The 14,228-nt window shown below is 67.7% G+C and carries 13 protein-coding genes and 1 tRNA gene; 7 read left to right on the forward strand and 7 right to left on the reverse strand.

The features are described 5' to 3' along the window. Positions 1-330 precede the first annotated feature (330 nt). From ACFXIV_RS18695 to ACFXIV_RS18705, 3 genes are read left to right on the forward strand one after another with little or no spacing between them, the layout of a single operon-like run. Positions 331-1,704 (forward strand): cytochrome P450, encoded by a 1,374-nt coding sequence (locus ACFXIV_RS18695; protein ID WP_379400872.1) that lies wholly within the window; start codon positions 331-333, stop codon positions 1,702-1,704. A 2-nt stretch (positions 1,705-1,706) separates the two neighbouring features. After that, positions 1,707-3,899 (forward strand): MMPL family transporter, encoded by a 2,193-nt coding sequence (locus ACFXIV_RS18700; RefSeq protein ID WP_379400873.1) that lies wholly within the window; start codon positions 1,707-1,709, stop codon positions 3,897-3,899. Between the two features lie 48 nt (positions 3,900-3,947). Then, positions 3,948-5,429: a flavin-containing monooxygenase gene (locus ACFXIV_RS18705; RefSeq protein WP_379400874.1), complete on the forward strand. Its 1,482-nt coding sequence runs from the start codon at positions 3,948-3,950 to the stop codon at positions 5,427-5,429. 108 nt (positions 5,430-5,537) lie between these two features. Here ACFXIV_RS18705 and ACFXIV_RS18710 read toward each other — a convergent pair whose 3' ends face one another. Both ACFXIV_RS18710 and ACFXIV_RS18715 read right to left on the reverse strand, forming a co-directional pair. Then, entirely contained in the window at positions 5,538-6,998 is a 1,461-nt protein-coding gene (locus ACFXIV_RS18710) for an FAD-dependent oxidoreductase (RefSeq protein ID WP_379400875.1), read from the reverse strand. Continuing rightward, positions 6,983-7,261: a hypothetical protein gene (locus tag ACFXIV_RS18715; RefSeq protein WP_379400876.1), complete on the reverse strand. Its 279-nt coding sequence runs from the start codon at positions 7,259-7,261 to the stop codon at positions 6,983-6,985. The genes ACFXIV_RS18710 and ACFXIV_RS18715 overlap by 16 nt, the downstream gene beginning before the upstream one ends. Before the next feature lie 328 nt (positions 7,262-7,589). Here ACFXIV_RS18715 and ppgK point away from each other — a divergent pair, with 328 nt between their 5' ends. Continuing rightward, positions 7,590-8,429 carry a polyphosphate--glucose phosphotransferase gene (ppgK, locus tag ACFXIV_RS18720; protein ID WP_379400877.1) on the forward strand — a complete coding sequence of 280 codons (840 nt, stop codon included), beginning with the start codon at positions 7,590-7,592 and terminating at the stop codon, positions 8,427-8,429. Positions 8,430-8,566: 137 nt separating this feature from the next. Here ppgK and ACFXIV_RS18725 read toward each other — a convergent pair. Then, a tRNA-Lys gene (locus ACFXIV_RS18725) sits at positions 8,567-8,642 on the reverse strand. 328 nt (positions 8,643-8,970) lie between these two features. On the opposite strand from ACFXIV_RS18725, the gene ACFXIV_RS18730 reads away from it, so the two are divergent. Further along, the gene (locus tag ACFXIV_RS18730; protein ID WP_379400878.1) at positions 8,971-10,173 is read left to right on the forward strand and encodes an Ig-like domain-containing protein; all 1,203 of its coding nucleotides are present in this window, start codon (positions 8,971-8,973) and stop codon (positions 10,171-10,173) included. Positions 10,174-10,267: 94 nt separating this feature from the next. Here the strand turns inward: ACFXIV_RS18730 and ACFXIV_RS18735 are convergent, their stop codons facing one another. Further along, on the reverse strand, positions 10,268-10,660 hold the full coding sequence (locus ACFXIV_RS18735; protein ID WP_379400879.1) for a hypothetical protein: 393 nt from the start codon (positions 10,658-10,660) through the stop codon (positions 10,268-10,270). Between the two features lie 135 nt (positions 10,661-10,795). Further along, positions 10,796-11,443, reverse strand: a complete 648-nt coding sequence (locus ACFXIV_RS18740) for a cyclase family protein (protein ID WP_379400880.1) — start codon at positions 11,441-11,443, stop codon at positions 10,796-10,798. A 111-nt stretch (positions 11,444-11,554) separates the two neighbouring features. Here ACFXIV_RS18740 and ACFXIV_RS18745 point away from each other — a divergent pair, with 111 nt between their 5' ends. Further along, a complete protein-coding gene (locus tag ACFXIV_RS18745) occupies positions 11,555-12,259 on the forward strand; it encodes a hypothetical protein (protein ID WP_379400881.1) in 705 nt (234 codons plus the stop codon). 51 nt (positions 12,260-12,310) lie between these two features. Here ACFXIV_RS18745 and ACFXIV_RS18750 read toward each other — a convergent pair whose 3' ends face one another. Continuing rightward, the gene (locus tag ACFXIV_RS18750) at positions 12,311-13,144 is read right to left on the reverse strand and encodes a class I SAM-dependent methyltransferase (protein ID WP_379400882.1); all 834 of its coding nucleotides are present in this window, start codon (positions 13,142-13,144) and stop codon (positions 12,311-12,313) included. An 86-nt stretch (positions 13,145-13,230) separates the two neighbouring features. Here ACFXIV_RS18750 and ACFXIV_RS18755 point away from each other — a divergent pair, with 86 nt between their 5' ends. Then, complete coding sequence (locus ACFXIV_RS18755; RefSeq protein WP_379400883.1) at positions 13,231-13,653, forward strand: helix-turn-helix domain-containing protein; 423 nt, start codon at positions 13,231-13,233, stop codon at positions 13,651-13,653. 50 nt (positions 13,654-13,703) lie between these two features. Here ACFXIV_RS18755 and ACFXIV_RS18760 read toward each other — a convergent pair whose 3' ends face one another. Beyond that, on the reverse strand, positions 13,704-14,186 hold the full coding sequence (locus ACFXIV_RS18760; protein WP_364621118.1) for a MarR family transcriptional regulator: 483 nt from the start codon (positions 14,184-14,186) through the stop codon (positions 13,704-13,706). Positions 14,187-14,228: the final 42 nt, after the last annotated feature.

The raw sequence follows: 14,228 nt of genomic DNA on the forward strand, positions 1-14,228 counted from the left end.
GAACGAGGCGAACAGTGGCTCGGTTCGGATTCCCCGGACGCTAGAGACGAGCGCCATACGGTGTCAAGGAAACTCGGCCCCGAGAGCGACAGACATCACCCGGAGGCGGTGTCATATCGAATGCCACTGCTCCCGGAAAACCAATAGCTACAACGGATTTTGGCTCCGGAGACAAAGACGAAAGTCCGGTTGCGACGGCATGGAATTCCTGGTTACGCTGGCCGAAACCGGCACCCTTCCGGCAATCGACAGTCGGGCCATCGCCCGCAATCACCAAGAGTCCGCGCGTCGTCGCGCGATCCGGCCCGCCAGATTTGGAGCACCTTCGCGATGACATCCACCGCCACCGTTACGCCGATCGCGCATCGCGCGGCACCCACCGCGCCCGGCGCGGTCCCGCTGCTCGGCCACTGGCCGCGGTTCGGCCGCCGGCCCTACCGATTCCTGTCCACGCTCTCGTCGGTGGGACCGGTTGTCCGCGTGCGGATTCCCGGCTACGACACCTATGTCGTCACCGATCCCGAGCTGGTCCGCGAGGCGTTCGTGGCGCTGTCGGACCAGGGGCTGATGATCGAACGCGCCGAGGCGCTGCTCGGTGAGGGCGTGACCGTGCTCCAGGGCCAGCGGCATCGGCGCGAACGGCGCATGATCGCACCCGCCTTCGCGAAGTCCCGGATCGCGCGCTACGCGGCGGTCATGACACGGCTCGGGGCGGAGCGCGCCGCGTCCTGGCGCAACGGTGATTTCCTCGCGGTCAACGAGCAGATGCACGACCTGGCGCTGCGCACCGTGGCCGGATCGCTGTTCACCGGCGAACTCGGTTCCGAGACAGCCGAACACATCCACCGCCTGCTGCCGCCGGTCATGACCCTGCTCTCCCGGCGCGTCACCCGGCCCGCCTGGATCGACCGGCTGCCGCTGCCCGGCAATCGCCGGTTCGACCGCCTGGTGGTGGAGATGAAGGCGGCCACCGGCACCATCATCGCCGCGTACCGCGCCGAACTCGCCGCGGATCCGGACCTCGATCACGGTGATCTGCTCGACACGCTGCTCAAGGCCCGCGACGAATCCGGGGATGCGCTCACCGACTCCCAGGTGCACGACGAGCTGATCAACTTCCTGGTCGGCGGCACCGAGGCCATCGGGGCGACGCTGGCCTGGGTGTTCCACGAGCTCGGGCAGAATCCCGAGGTGGAGGCCGCGTTGCACGCCGAGGTGGACGCCGTGTTGCGCACGGAGGGTGACACGCGGGCCGCGGAGTTCGGCGACCTGGCCGAGCTCGAGATCACCAAGCGCATTGTGCTCGAGACGCTGCGCAAGTATTCGCCGTGGCTGACGGTCCGGCACGTGCCCACCCCGTATACGCTCGGAGGTATCGAAATCCCCGGTGGCAGTATGCTTTTCGTCTGTCCCGTGGCAGTGCATCGAGATCCCGTCGTGCATCCCGATCCGCAGCGTTTCGATCCGGACCGGTGGCTGCCCGAGCGGATGGCGGACATGTCCAAGGGCGCGCACATCCCGTTCGGCATGGGCGCCCGGCAGTGCCCCGGAAACGTGTTCGCGCTCACCGAGATCGCCCTGCAGGTGGCGACCATCTGCGCCCGCTGGCGGCTGCGGCCGGTGCCGGGTATCCCGGTGCGGGAGACCGTGATCGGCGCGCTGGTGCATCCGGAGAAGCTGCTCATGCGGGCCGAGGCGCGCTGACCGTGGTGCGATTCGTAGTGCGCAGGCATCGTGCGGTGCTGGTCGTCGCCGGGGTGCTGGCGGTGCTCGCCGGACTGGCGAGCACCACGCTGTTCGGCAAGCTGCAGGGTGGCGGATACTTCGACCCGAGTGCGGAATCCAGCACCGCCGCCGATGCGCTGCGGGACCACTTCGGCCAGGGCGCGCCGAACCTGGTGTTGCTCGTGGACGCCGGCCGGACCATCGATGACGCCGAATCCACGCATGCCGCAACGGAACTTGTGCGGCGTCTGCAGGCCGAGTCCGATGTCTCCGGGGTGATGTCGTACTGGACCTCGGGGCACTTGCCCGCGCTGCGCGACAAGACCGGCCGTCAGGGCCTCATCGTCGCGACGATCATGGGCGATGAAATGCGGATCGACCACCGGATCGCCGATCTGGCACCGGAATTCGGCGGTACGCACGACGGGATCGAAGTCCGGGTCGGCGGGTACGCCATGATGATGCACGAAACCGTGCAGCAGGGGCAGAAGGACGTGGCCGCCGGTGAGGCCGTGGCGTTTCCGCTGACCCTGATCGCGCTGCTCGTGGTCTTCGGGACCGTGGTGGGCGCGGCGCTACCGCTCATCACCGGAACCGTCACCACCATGCTCACCATGGGTGTGCTCTGGCTGCTGGCCGAGTTCACCGAATTGTCCTCCACCGCCACCAATGTGGCCTCACTGCTCGGGCTGGGCCTGGCGATCGACTACAGCCTGCTGATCGTCAATCGGTATCGCGAGGAGCTCGCCACGGCCGCCGATCCGCGCGCGGCGCTGATCACGACCATGGGGTCCGCGGGGCGGACCGTGGCCTTCTCCGCGCTGACCGTGGCCGTCGCGCTGTCGTCCATGCTGATCTTCCCGCTGCTGGCGGTGCGGTCGATCGGGTATGCCGGGATCGCGGTGGCGCTCACCGCCGCCGTGGTCTCGCTGACGGTCTTGCCGGCGATTCTGCTGGTGACGGGCGATCGCATCGACAGGTTCCGGATCGGCCGGAAACGGGTGTCCGGCAGCGACTCCCGCGCGCTGGACCAGGGCTTCTGGCACCGGCTCGCGACAATGGTCATGCGGCGGCCGATTCCGGTCGCGACCGTCACGGTGGCGTTGCTGCTCGCCCTGGGGCTGCCGTTCCTGCGCTTCCACCCCGGTTTTCCCGACTATCGGTCCATGCCGGCGGGGTCGTCCGCGCGGCAGGTGGCCGAGACGGTACAGCGCGATTTCGATGCGGCCGAACTCAGCGGACTGTTCGTGGTGCTGCCGGACAGCAAGACCAGGGTCGCCGAGTACGCCGTGGCGCTGTCATCGCTCGACGATGTCGCACGCGTGGATACCGCGACGGGCAGCTACATCAGGGGCGCGCTCGCGATACCCGCCACCACCGCCCACTACCGGTTCGAAACCGGCGATGCCGCTTACCTTTCCGTGGTGCCCACCACCACGGACCCGCGGACGGTGGACGCCGTCATCCGCGCCGTCCGCGCCACCCCTGCACCGTCGCGGGCGCTGGTCGGCGGGGTGGACGCGGCCAATATGGACGCCATCCACGCCCTGACCGCGCGAGCGCCCTTCGCGCTCGGCTTTGTGGTGATCGCCATGGCGCTGCTGCTGTTCCTGCTGACCGGCAGCGTGCTGGTACCGGTGCTGGCGCTGATCCTGAGCGCGCTGAGCCTGACCGCCACCTTCGGCGCACTGGTGTGGATCTTCCAAGAGGGCAGGCTGTCCGGGCTGCTCGGGTTCACCCCCACCGGCGACCTGTCGGCGGTGGTGCCGGTCATGCTGTTCGCCGTCGCCTTCGGGCTGGCCATGGACTATCAGGTCTTCCTGCTGGCCCGCATCCGTGAGGAGTACGAGAACACCGGGGACGCAACGGCGTCGGTCGCGATCGGGCTGGAGCGGATCGGCCGCATCGTCACCGCGGCCGCGGTCCTCATTTCCATCGTGTTCCTGGGCTTTCTCGCCTCCGACATCACCTTCATGAAGGCCTTCGGCATCGGGCTGCCGCTTGCGGTGCTGGCCGACGCCACCGTGGTGCGCGGATTCCTGCTCCCGGCGATGCTGCGCCTGGGCGGACGCTGGACCTGGTGGGCTCCGCGATCACTGCGCCGCTTGCACACCCGATTCGGGCTGCGCGAAAGCAGCGCCGCGCCCGCCGAAGTCGCGGCCGTCTCCGCCTGACGATTCGCCGCCCATCACTACTTCTCATTCACGAACCGAGGTGCCCGCATGTCCGAGTCCCCCTCCGGCCCCGACCGTTACGACGTCGCCATCATCGGCACCGGATTCAGCGGTCTGGCTGTGGCGATCAATCTCCGCCGCCTCGGCATGGACGACTTCGTCATGCTCGAGCGGGCCGACGCCATCGGTGGCACCTGGCGGGACAATGTCTATCCCGGATGCGCGGTCGATGTGCCCTCGGTGCTGTATTCGTATTCGTTCGCACCGAATACGGAGTGGACGCGCCTCTACGCGCCCCAGCCCGAGCTGCGCGCATACACCGAGTCGGTGGTGGATCGCTTCGACCTGCGACGGCATGTTCAGCTGAACAGCGAAGTGGCCGACGCGGATTTCGACGAAGCCGGCGCGGAATGGGTGATCCGGCTGAGCGACGGCCGGACGGTGCGGGCGCGTGCCGTCGTCATGGGGTACTTCTCACTGCACACCGCCGCCATCCCCGACATCCCGGGCCGCACCGAATTCACCGGCCCGCAAATGCATTCGAGCGCCTGGGATCGAGACTTCGAGCCGGCCGGCAAGCGGATCGCCGTGGTCGGTGCGGGCGCGAGCGCCGTGCAGATCGTGCCCGCCCTGGCGCGCACCGCCGGCGGGGTGGTGTCCTTCCAGCGCACCGCCGCCTGGGTGCTGCCCCGCGGCGATCGCCCCATCCCGCCGGCGGTCCGGAGCCTGTTCCGCCACATCCCACCGCTGCGGCTCGCCGCCCGCGGCTTCGTCTTCGCCTTCCTGGAGGCGCTGCACTTCGCCGAGTTCCATCCCCGCCTGGTGCGACTCTACGAGCGAATCTGCCTGGCCGCCTTGCGGCATCAGGTTCCCGATCCCGAGGTTCGCCGAAAGCTGGTCCCCGACTACCGCTTCGGCTGCAAGCGCCCGATGGTGTCCGACGAGTACTATGCCGCCTTCGCCCGGCCCACCGTCGACCTCGTCACCGAAAAGATCATCGAGATCACCCCCACCGGCCTGCGCACCGCCGACGGCGCCCACCACGAAGTCGACGCTATCGTGTGGGCCACCGGCTTCCACGTCCAGGACTCCATCGCCCGCTTCCCCGACTTCCGCACCGAAACCACGTCCACTCGAAAGAAATTCACCGAGGACGGCTTCACGGCCTACCGCGGCATAGCCTTCGCCGGCCTCCCCAACCTCTTCGCCGTCACCGGCCCCAACACCGCCCTGCCCCACACCTCCCAATTCCTGGCCATCGAACCCACCGCCCGCCTCATAGCGCGCACCATCACCCACATGCACACCCACGCCGTCCCCCGCTACACCCCTGCACAATCCGCCGAACGCGCCTGGGTATCGCGAGCCCGCACTCTCCTCAGCACCCGAATCTGGTCCACCGGCGGTTGCACCAGCTACTTCGTAGACCCCGAAGGCACCAACACCCTCACCTACCCGGGCGGCACCTGGACCCTCCGCCGCGACCGCCGCCACCTCCGCCTCGAGGACTGGCAGCACGTCCGAGCATGACCGCGCTCACCCTGGTGAGGTCAGGAAGAACCGCTTGTCGGCGTTGGCACCCTGACTATGCAGGGCCTGCCTGTCGGCCGCGAAGCCGCCTTTCGACGGGGTTGGGGCTCAACTCTTCTGGGTCCAGAAGGCTAGGGTGTCGCGCCAGCCGTGGTCGGCGGCGGTGCGTCCGGCCCAGGCGATGTAGCCATCGGGACGCACCAGCAGGGCGGGGCCGGTGTCGGTACGTTCGGCTTGGATGAGATTCGTTGCGACGGGGGCGGCGCCGCGTTCCCGGATGAGGACGAAGCCGGGTGTGCGCTGTAGCACGGTGAGCCGGTCTCCCCGCAGGGGAGTCTCCGTGGCGCGGGTTCCGACCAACGGAGACTGGCCGCGGCCGGACGGGTAGCGCAGGGTAACTCCGGCGAAGCTGCCCGCGATCGCGTCCGAGATCGGGCCGAAGCCAAGCACTTTCGGGGCGATGCGGTCCCGCATCCAGCGCGCGACGCGCGGTTTCACCGTGACCGCGCGCATCATCGCACCGCTTTGCCGCAGGACACGGCGGCCGATAGGGTGGCGTTCGGCGTGGTAGGTGTCGAGCACCGCGTCGTTCGCGCCGCCGAGGACGGCGTCCAGTTTCCAAGCGAGATTGGCGGCATCCTGGATGCCGGTGTTCATGCCCTGCCCGCCCATCGGGGAGTGCACGTGTGCGGCGTCGCCTGCGAAAAACACACGTCCGGAACGGTATTCGTGGATCTGGCGCTCATCGCAGTGGAAGCGGGAACACCAGCTGATCTCGGCTACGCCGACATCACGTCCCATCGCCCGCGTGAGCACGTCCTCCACCTCGTGCTCGTCCACCGGCTCGGAGTCCGGCAGCTGGTTGCGGCGATCCCAGGTCATCGACCGGTACCAGCGGGAGCCGGAACCGTCGCCGTAGGGGACGAGGAATCCGAAGCCGTCGTGAGTGTCGCCGAGCGTCAAAGCCACACCGGCTGGTCCATTGGTGAGGAGCACATCGGCCAGCACCACCGAGGACAACACCGACTTGCCCGCGAATTCCACCCCGAGCAGGGTTCGGATGGTGCTGTGGGCACCGTCGGCGGCCACCAGATACGGTGCGCGCCAACGGGTTGTCTCGGTGTCCACCGGTGCGTCCTTGTGCTGGGTCGTCACCGTGACACGGTCGCGATCCTGCACCAGGCCGACGACCTCGACACCGCGGTGGATATCCGCTCCCTGTGCTTCGGCATAGCGGGCCAGGGCCTGGTCGACATTGGTCTGCGGCGTGATCAGCCCGCAGCGGTACCGCGAGGGCAGACGAGTCAGATCGACCTTCGCGCCCGCGAACAGGTTCACCGCCGGTGTGGTGCTGCCCTGTGCGAGTAGATCCTCGGCCAGACCGCGGGCGTCGAGGATCTCCAGGGTGCGAGCCATGGTCGCGAATGCCCGGCTGGCCGGGTTGATCTGCGGCCATCGCTCCAGCACGGTCACCGACCGTCCGGCGCGAGCGAGATCACCGGCGGCCGTCATGCCGGTGGGGCCACCACCCACCACGATGACATCGGCAGAGTTCACAGGCGTGTCCACGACTGCTCCTCTATCGCGGCGATTCCGTGGCAGGCCATCGGAATGTCTTCGGCGTCAGCCGCCGAACCGAGCATTCGATACGCCAGACCGAGCAATCGTGCCCGATGCCGCTCGAACATTTCGACCGCCCCTGCCGCCATACCGCAAGCATGACAGGGGCACAGCCAGTCGGCTTTACGCGCCTCACCGCCGATCTCGATCCCGAGACCATCGAGGCCACCGTGCACGCCTACCAGCACAGCAGCATGCAGAAGGGTGCGCACGCACCTATGCCGGGGTCGCCCGCTTTTGCAGGTAGCAGGAATATCGGTCCGGGAGAGAGAATAGAAGCTTGATGTTATGTGCACCATCAATATTGGGGGTATGTCCCTGACATGCGCCGTGTCCGTTCAGCGGGGTGCCCGAAGCGGGCAGTGCCGTTGTGAATGAACTCTTTGCGCCCTTTTGTTGGAATACGGGCAGCCTCCCGAAATCTCTGCCTCGATATCCGATTCGTGACCAGGGGACTCGATGAAACCCACAGTAACGACCAGCCCGGAATCTGTGGGGCGAGCCGACCCCGGGCCGCCGCCGCCACGTACTGGAGTGTCCATGACCGATACCACTGCTTCGGTCACCGAAACGCCGAGCCAGGGGCCGCATCGCTGGGGCTTCGGCATCGACGTGGGCGGTAGCGGCGTGAAGGGTGGCGTCGTCGATCTCGGCACCGGGCGGCTGATCGGCGACCGCTTCAGACTCCCGACCCCGCGGCGGGCTACTCCGGAGGCTCTCGCCGATACGATCCGCGAGGTGGTGAAGCACTTCCAGTGGGACGCGCCGCTTGGTGTCACCTATCCGGGCGTGGTCAGTGGCGGCGTAGTCCGTACTGCCGCGCACCTCGACAAGTCTTGGATCGGAGTGAACGCCCAAGAGATGATCAGCGCCGAACTCGGCGGACAGCCGGTGACCTTGCTCAATGACGCCGACGCGGCGGGATTGGCCGAAGTCCAGTTCGGTGCCGGCAAGGACAAGGACGGCGTCATTGTGCTGCTGACGTTCGGCACCGGCATCGGTTCAGCGGTGATCCATGACGGGGTGTTGTTGCCCAACACTGAATTCGGTCACATCGAGGTCGGCGGAATGGAGGCCGAGCGTCGGGGCGCCGTGTCGGTCAAGGAAAGGCACGCCTGGAGCTACAAGCGGTGGGCCCCGGAGGTGACGAAGGTGCTGGTCGCCATCGAAAACGCGATGTCGCCCGACCTGTTCATCGCTGGTGGCGGGGTCAGCCGCAAGGGCGACAAATGGATTCCGTTGCTGAAGAACCGCACGCCGGTGGTGGCCGCCGCGTTGCAGAACACTGCGGGGATCGTAGGGGCAGCAGTGGCTGCGCGTGCCGATCCAACGCACGCAACCAGCCCGCTCGGCGGCAGCGGTCGTCTTCGCTGGATTTGATCAGCGGGCCCGGCCGTGGTGGTGCGCGCTCGACGCAACAGCATCTGATCGGAGCGGTTGGTGTGTGGCGTAATGTGCAGTGCCAACGAGAAAAGCCCCTCCCGTTCAGCATTGCTGCTGTTGGAAGGGGCCTTTCGTGGTGCGCCATCAGGGACTCGAACCCCGAACCCGCTGATTAAGAGTCAGCTGCTCTGCCAATTGAGCTAATGGCGCGTGTTACTCCCCAGGGGGCTTGGGCTTTCGCTTGGGCCGCTCTGCGGTGCGAGAAGAACATTAACAGGGCGGAGTGCGGAAAGTGAAATCGGGCGCCTGAGCTGCGGGTTTGTGGAGGGTTGGGGAGTTGTTAACGCGGCGGGGGTGATCACGGATGTTTCGGACGAAGCCCCTGTGGGCGGGACGCTTGGTTGGAAGCCGGGGTGGTTGTGACTGCCAGGGCGGGGGTCTCGGTCGGATGGGGTGGGCGTGGTGATCGAACAGGCGTGGTCGGGGCCGGGAGTAGTGCGGTGGCCGGTTGTGCACCGAGACGTGAAGCGGGGTTGCGATGAGTGAAGGTCGGGGGCGGCGACGGCTGCTGGGTGTCGGGGTGGTGGTGTCCGTGCTGACGTTGGCGCTGGTCGGGTGCTCGTCGGGGGGTAAGGGTCAATCCTCGACGGTGGCAATCGATTCCAATCCCATCGGCGAGCTCATGAAGCCGAAGCTGATCTCACCGGTGAAGGACGGCGACAAAGGGGTGTCACCGGGGGAGCTGACATTGAAGGTGGAGGACGGCCAGCTCGCGACCGTGGCGCTCACCGGTCCGGACGGCAAGCCGGTACCCGGCGAGCTGGCGGCGGACGGCCGTTCGTGGCGGCTGACCGAGCAGCTGGGATTCGGGCGCACCTACAAGTTGAGCGTCGACGCGATCGGCCTTGGCGGCGCGACCAATACGACTATGAGTTTCACCACTATCTCGCCCAATAACCGCACCCACCCGTACCTGTTGCCGGCGGAGGACGACGTGGTCGGTATCGGCCAGCCGGTGGCCGTGCAGTTCGACGAGAACATTCCGGATCGCAGGGCCGCCCAGGCGGCGATCAAGATCACTACCACGCCCGCGGTGGAGGGCGCCTTCTACTGGGTCAACAATCGCGAGGTGCGCTGGCGGCCGCAGAACTTCTGGGCCCCGGGCACCAAGGTCGACATCGCGGTGAACGCCTACGGCCGGGATCTCGGCAACGGCCTGGTCGGCGACAGCGACATCCACTCCAGCTTCACCGTCGGCGACGCCACCGTCTTCAGCGCCGACGACGACACCAAGATGGTGACCGTCGAGCGCAACGGCGAGGTGATCAAGACCATGCCGACCTCGATGGGCAAGAACTCCACGCCCACCGACAACGGCGTCTACATCGTCGGCGACAAGTTCGACAAGATCATCATGGATTCCTCCACCTACGGCGTCCCGGTGAACTCGCCGGCCGGGTATCGCACCCCGATCGACTGGGCGACGCGGATCTCCTACTCCGGCATCTTCTTCCACTCGGCCCCGTGGTCGGTGGGCGCACAGGGCTCGGTCAACACCAGCCACGGCTGCCTGAATCTGAGCCCGGCCGACGCCAAGTGGGTGTACGACAACGTCAAGCGCGGCGACATCACCATCGTCAAGAACACCGTCGGCGGCACGCTGTCCGGTCTGGACGGGCTGGGCGACTGGAACATTCCGTGGGAGCAGTGGAAGGCCGGCAACGCCGACGACAACCGCTGATCCCCGACGCCCGCCGCTGGTCGCGGACGCGCCGAAGGGGCATCAGCGTGTTCGCCGATGCCCCTTGGGACGCGCTCGATCTCGGGGGTGGGGGTCAGCCGATGGTCCCCGGCCCGATGCCGCCGCCGCCATTGAGGTTGCCGCAGCCCAGTCCCGCGTAGCCCGCGAGCGCCGCCGCGCTGCCGGCGACGGTGCAGCCGCTCTTCGAGGAACCCGTGGTCGCCGAACCGGTCGCGCCGCCGAGCTTGATGGCGGAGGACCCGAAATTGACATCCGACTCGATCGGGTTGCTGTCCGCGGTCGGGTCGGTAGTCGTGCCCGGCGTGGTGGTCGTGCCCGGCGTGGTGGTGCCCGGGGTGGTCGTCGTGGTGCCGGGCGTGGTCGCGGTCTGCGAGGCGTCGGTGAGAACGATCTCCGCAGACGCGGCGGGCGCGGCGGGCAGAATGGCCGCAACGGCTAGCAAAGTGGTTACGGCATAGCGGTTCACGTGCGAAGTCCTTCGGATCGAGCATGGGTCGGGGCCCCGACTCCCCGGTGTCCAGAGCAGTGTACGAAGATCGCGTGACCTGCGCCGCAAAATGCGACACACTGGTGTTTCTGTCACACTCCGAGACGCGCTGTCTCAGCCGCCGAGACGCGCCACGGCCCGCGCCGGAGCGCCGTCCGCACCGGGCAGGTTGAGCGGGAACATCGACACCTCGACCCGCTCCCCGGCCTGCTGCGCCGCGAGCACCTCGCTCAATCCGGTCAGATTCTCGGCGATGACCGCGTTCGCCCCACACAGAATCCGGTGCACGGGGATCTCCTCGGTGGGCGTCGGGTCGACACTGAGCGCGTCGATCCCGACCGTCCGCACGCCCGCCGCGATCAGATACTCGGCCGCCTCCACGGTGAGATGCGGATGGTTCAGGTACGCGTGGGTGCCCCAGTGCTGCGACCACCCGGTGGCGATGAGCACGATCTGCCCCGCCGCCACCCGGTCCGCGAAGTACTCCCGCCCGATCACCCCGCCCGCCCCGGCCGCCCGCGCGTCGATGACCACGCCCGGACCGGTGAACCGGTCCAGCGGCAGCTCGTCCAGCGCCGGCAGCGAGTCGTCGATATGCCGCGGCGCGTCCACGTGCGTGCCCGTCTGCGACCCGAGATCGAGGTGCAGCACGTTCACCCCGTCGGCGGCCACGGTGAGCGCGGGCCGGATGGTGACCTCCGGATCGCCGGGATACACCTGCATACCGGACCGAATCGGTACCGAAAGATCGATGATGCGCACTTTCCGCCTGCCTCCCTGTGGATTTCACGCGATGATGACAGTCAGCAAGATCGAATACAGTCGCCGATGAGGAATTCGAGAATCGCTATGTCTGCCATACATATTGCCGTGTTGAACCGCAGTACCGTACTGACCGACGCGCAGGTTTCTGCCGTGGTCCCGGCATTGCAGACGCAGGTGCACCGGGACTGGGCACCGGTGTGGGGGAGTGACGCCGACCTGAGTTTCGTGGCGACCGGCGCGCAGCCCCCGGCCGGCGCCTGGTGGCTGGTGGTCTCCGACGACTCCGATCAGGCCGGTGCGCTCGGCTACCACGACCTCACGAATGAGGGTCTGCCGATGGGAAAGGTGTTCGCGCGCAGCGACATCGATGCCGGCCTGCAGTGGACGGTGACGGCCAGCCACGAGCTGCTGGAGATGCTCGGTGACCCCGATATCAACCTGGCCGCCTACGTGTTCTCCAGCGCCACCGCTGGACGCATCTACGCCTACGAGGTCGCCGACGCCTGTGAGGCGGACCAGTACGGGTACGCGATCAATGGAATCCAGGTGTCGGACTTCGTGTTTCCCGCCTGGTTCGAGAACTTCCGCAAGGCGGGCAGCACCCAGTTCGACTACGGCAATCACATCACCGCGCCGTTCCAGCTGCTGCCCGGCGGATACATCGGCGTGTTCGACATCAATGGCGGCAGTGGCTGGCACCAGCTGACCGCGGAGAGCAAGCCCGCGCGGTACACCATGCGCGCCCGGGTCGGCAGCCGCCGCGAGCGCCGCCGCACGCCCCGCGACCAGTGGCTGCTCAGCGAAGTCCGATGAGATCCGCCAGTTTCCGGAGGTCCGGCCGCGGCAGGGAGCTGTCGCGACCGGTCAGTGAGCCCGGGCGTCGAGCAGCCAGCAGGCGGCGGTGAAGCGGGCCTCGTCGCCGTGCACGAAGGGTTCGAAGGCCGCCCGGACGGTCTCGATGACCCGCTGCCGGGTGGCTTCGTCCACCTCGAGCAGCGCCAGGCCGACCGGTCCCAGCCGCGAGAGGTAACCGACGAGCGCAGGTTCGGGCATGACGCAGTCGACATCGAGCGGGCGGATATCGATATCGGCCCAGCCGCTCGCCGCCAGCATCCCGGCCACGTGATCGTGGTCGGCGAGGGCGAATTGGCCTGGTGAGCCGGGGATTCGGGGTTCGAGATTCGACAGCAGCGGCGCCGCGGCGCGTTCGGCCGCGGTGAAGAACGGATTCGCCTCCGGATCGCGCCAGACGATACAGCCGAGCCGGCCGCCGGGCCGGGTGGCTCGGCGCAGGTTGGTGAAGGCGGCGACCGGGTCGGCGAAGAACATCACCCCGAACCGGGAGGTGATGAGGTCGTAGGCGGCGGTTTCGAAGGGCTGGGTCTGGGCGTCGGCGCGAATGAAGTCGACGGGCAGGCCTGCCCGCTCGGCGTTGGCGCGAGCGGCGGCGATCATCGGTTCGGCGATGTCGACGCCGGTGCAGTGTGCGCCGGTCTCCCGCGCGAGGGCGAGGGTGGTACCGCCGGTGCCGCAGCCGACGTCGAGGACGTCCCGGGCCCCGGTGTCGCGCGTCAGTGTCACCAGGATGTCCTGGAGCGGTCGCATCACCTGGGCGATGAGGTCCTGGGCGTCGACCCAGGCATTGCCGGAAGCGCCGTTCCAGCGGGCGGATTGGTCATTGTCGAGCGGTGCCGTCATGGTTGCTGTCCTTCGTCGGTGGACGGGCCGGAGAGCTACACTGTCCCAATTCAAGTCGGCTCGAGGTCAAGCTCCGAGGTGATCCCGTGAGCAATCTGGATATCGCCGAGGTCGTTCGCCGATCGGGCGTCCCGGCCTCGACACTGCGCTACTACGAAGAGCGGGGCCTGATCGCCTCGACCGGCCGGCGTGGGCTCCGCCGCCAATTCGACGAATCCGTGCTGGAACAGCTGGCCCTGATCGCGCTCGGCCGCACCGCCGGTTTCTCCCTCGACGACATTGTCGTCGCCTTCGGTCCCCAGGGCGACCTGCGTGTGGACCGTGCCGCGCTCCTCGGCAAGGCGGACGAATTGGACCGCACCATCACGCAATTGACCGCGGTGCGCGACGGCCTGCGGCACGCCGCCGCCTGCCCGGCCCCGAGTCACGCGGAATGCCCGACCTTCCGGCGCCTGCTGCACGAGGTCATGGCGGGCCGGATCGCCACCATCGACGCGCTGACCCCGTGACAACCGCTGTGCCGCACCGTATCTGAGCGATCCCACGGCACGGCGGGGCGTCACTCCGTCTTGTAGCCCGGATGCACGCCCGGGGTCAGTCCATGGTCGGCGGCCAGGCGAACCAGCAGCCCGGACAGCTGTGCTTGTTCCTCCGGCGTCAGCGACCGGCACATGTGCTCCTCGGCCTCGCGGGCGACCGCGCCCAGTTCGACGAGGGTGGTTCGTCCCTTCGCGGTCAGGAACAGCGCATGCTGCCGCCGATCGTCGGGATTGCGTTTGCGCTCGATGATTCCGCGTTCCTCGAGCTTGTCGGCGAATTGGACGAACCGGCTGGGCGGCATGCCCAGTTCGTCGGCGAGCTCACGCTGGTTGCGGCCCGGCTGCACGATGAGCATCCGGAGCAGTCCGGCCTGCGCCGGCGTCAGGTCCAGGGTGGCCGTGCGCTCGGCGAATCGATTGGCCGCATAGGCGCCGATCTGGGCCAGCAGGAACCCGACGGCCGTCACGGCGCGCTGCGGCGCGACCTCATCTTTCGCATCCATGCCGAAATGGTAGCAGTGGGAAAATAATAGACGATTGACAAT

Origin of the sequence: Nocardia sp. NPDC059236 (genome assembly GCF_042754085.1) — a bacterium.
Classification (GTDB): domain Bacteria; phylum Actinomycetota; class Actinomycetes; order Mycobacteriales; family Mycobacteriaceae; genus Nocardia.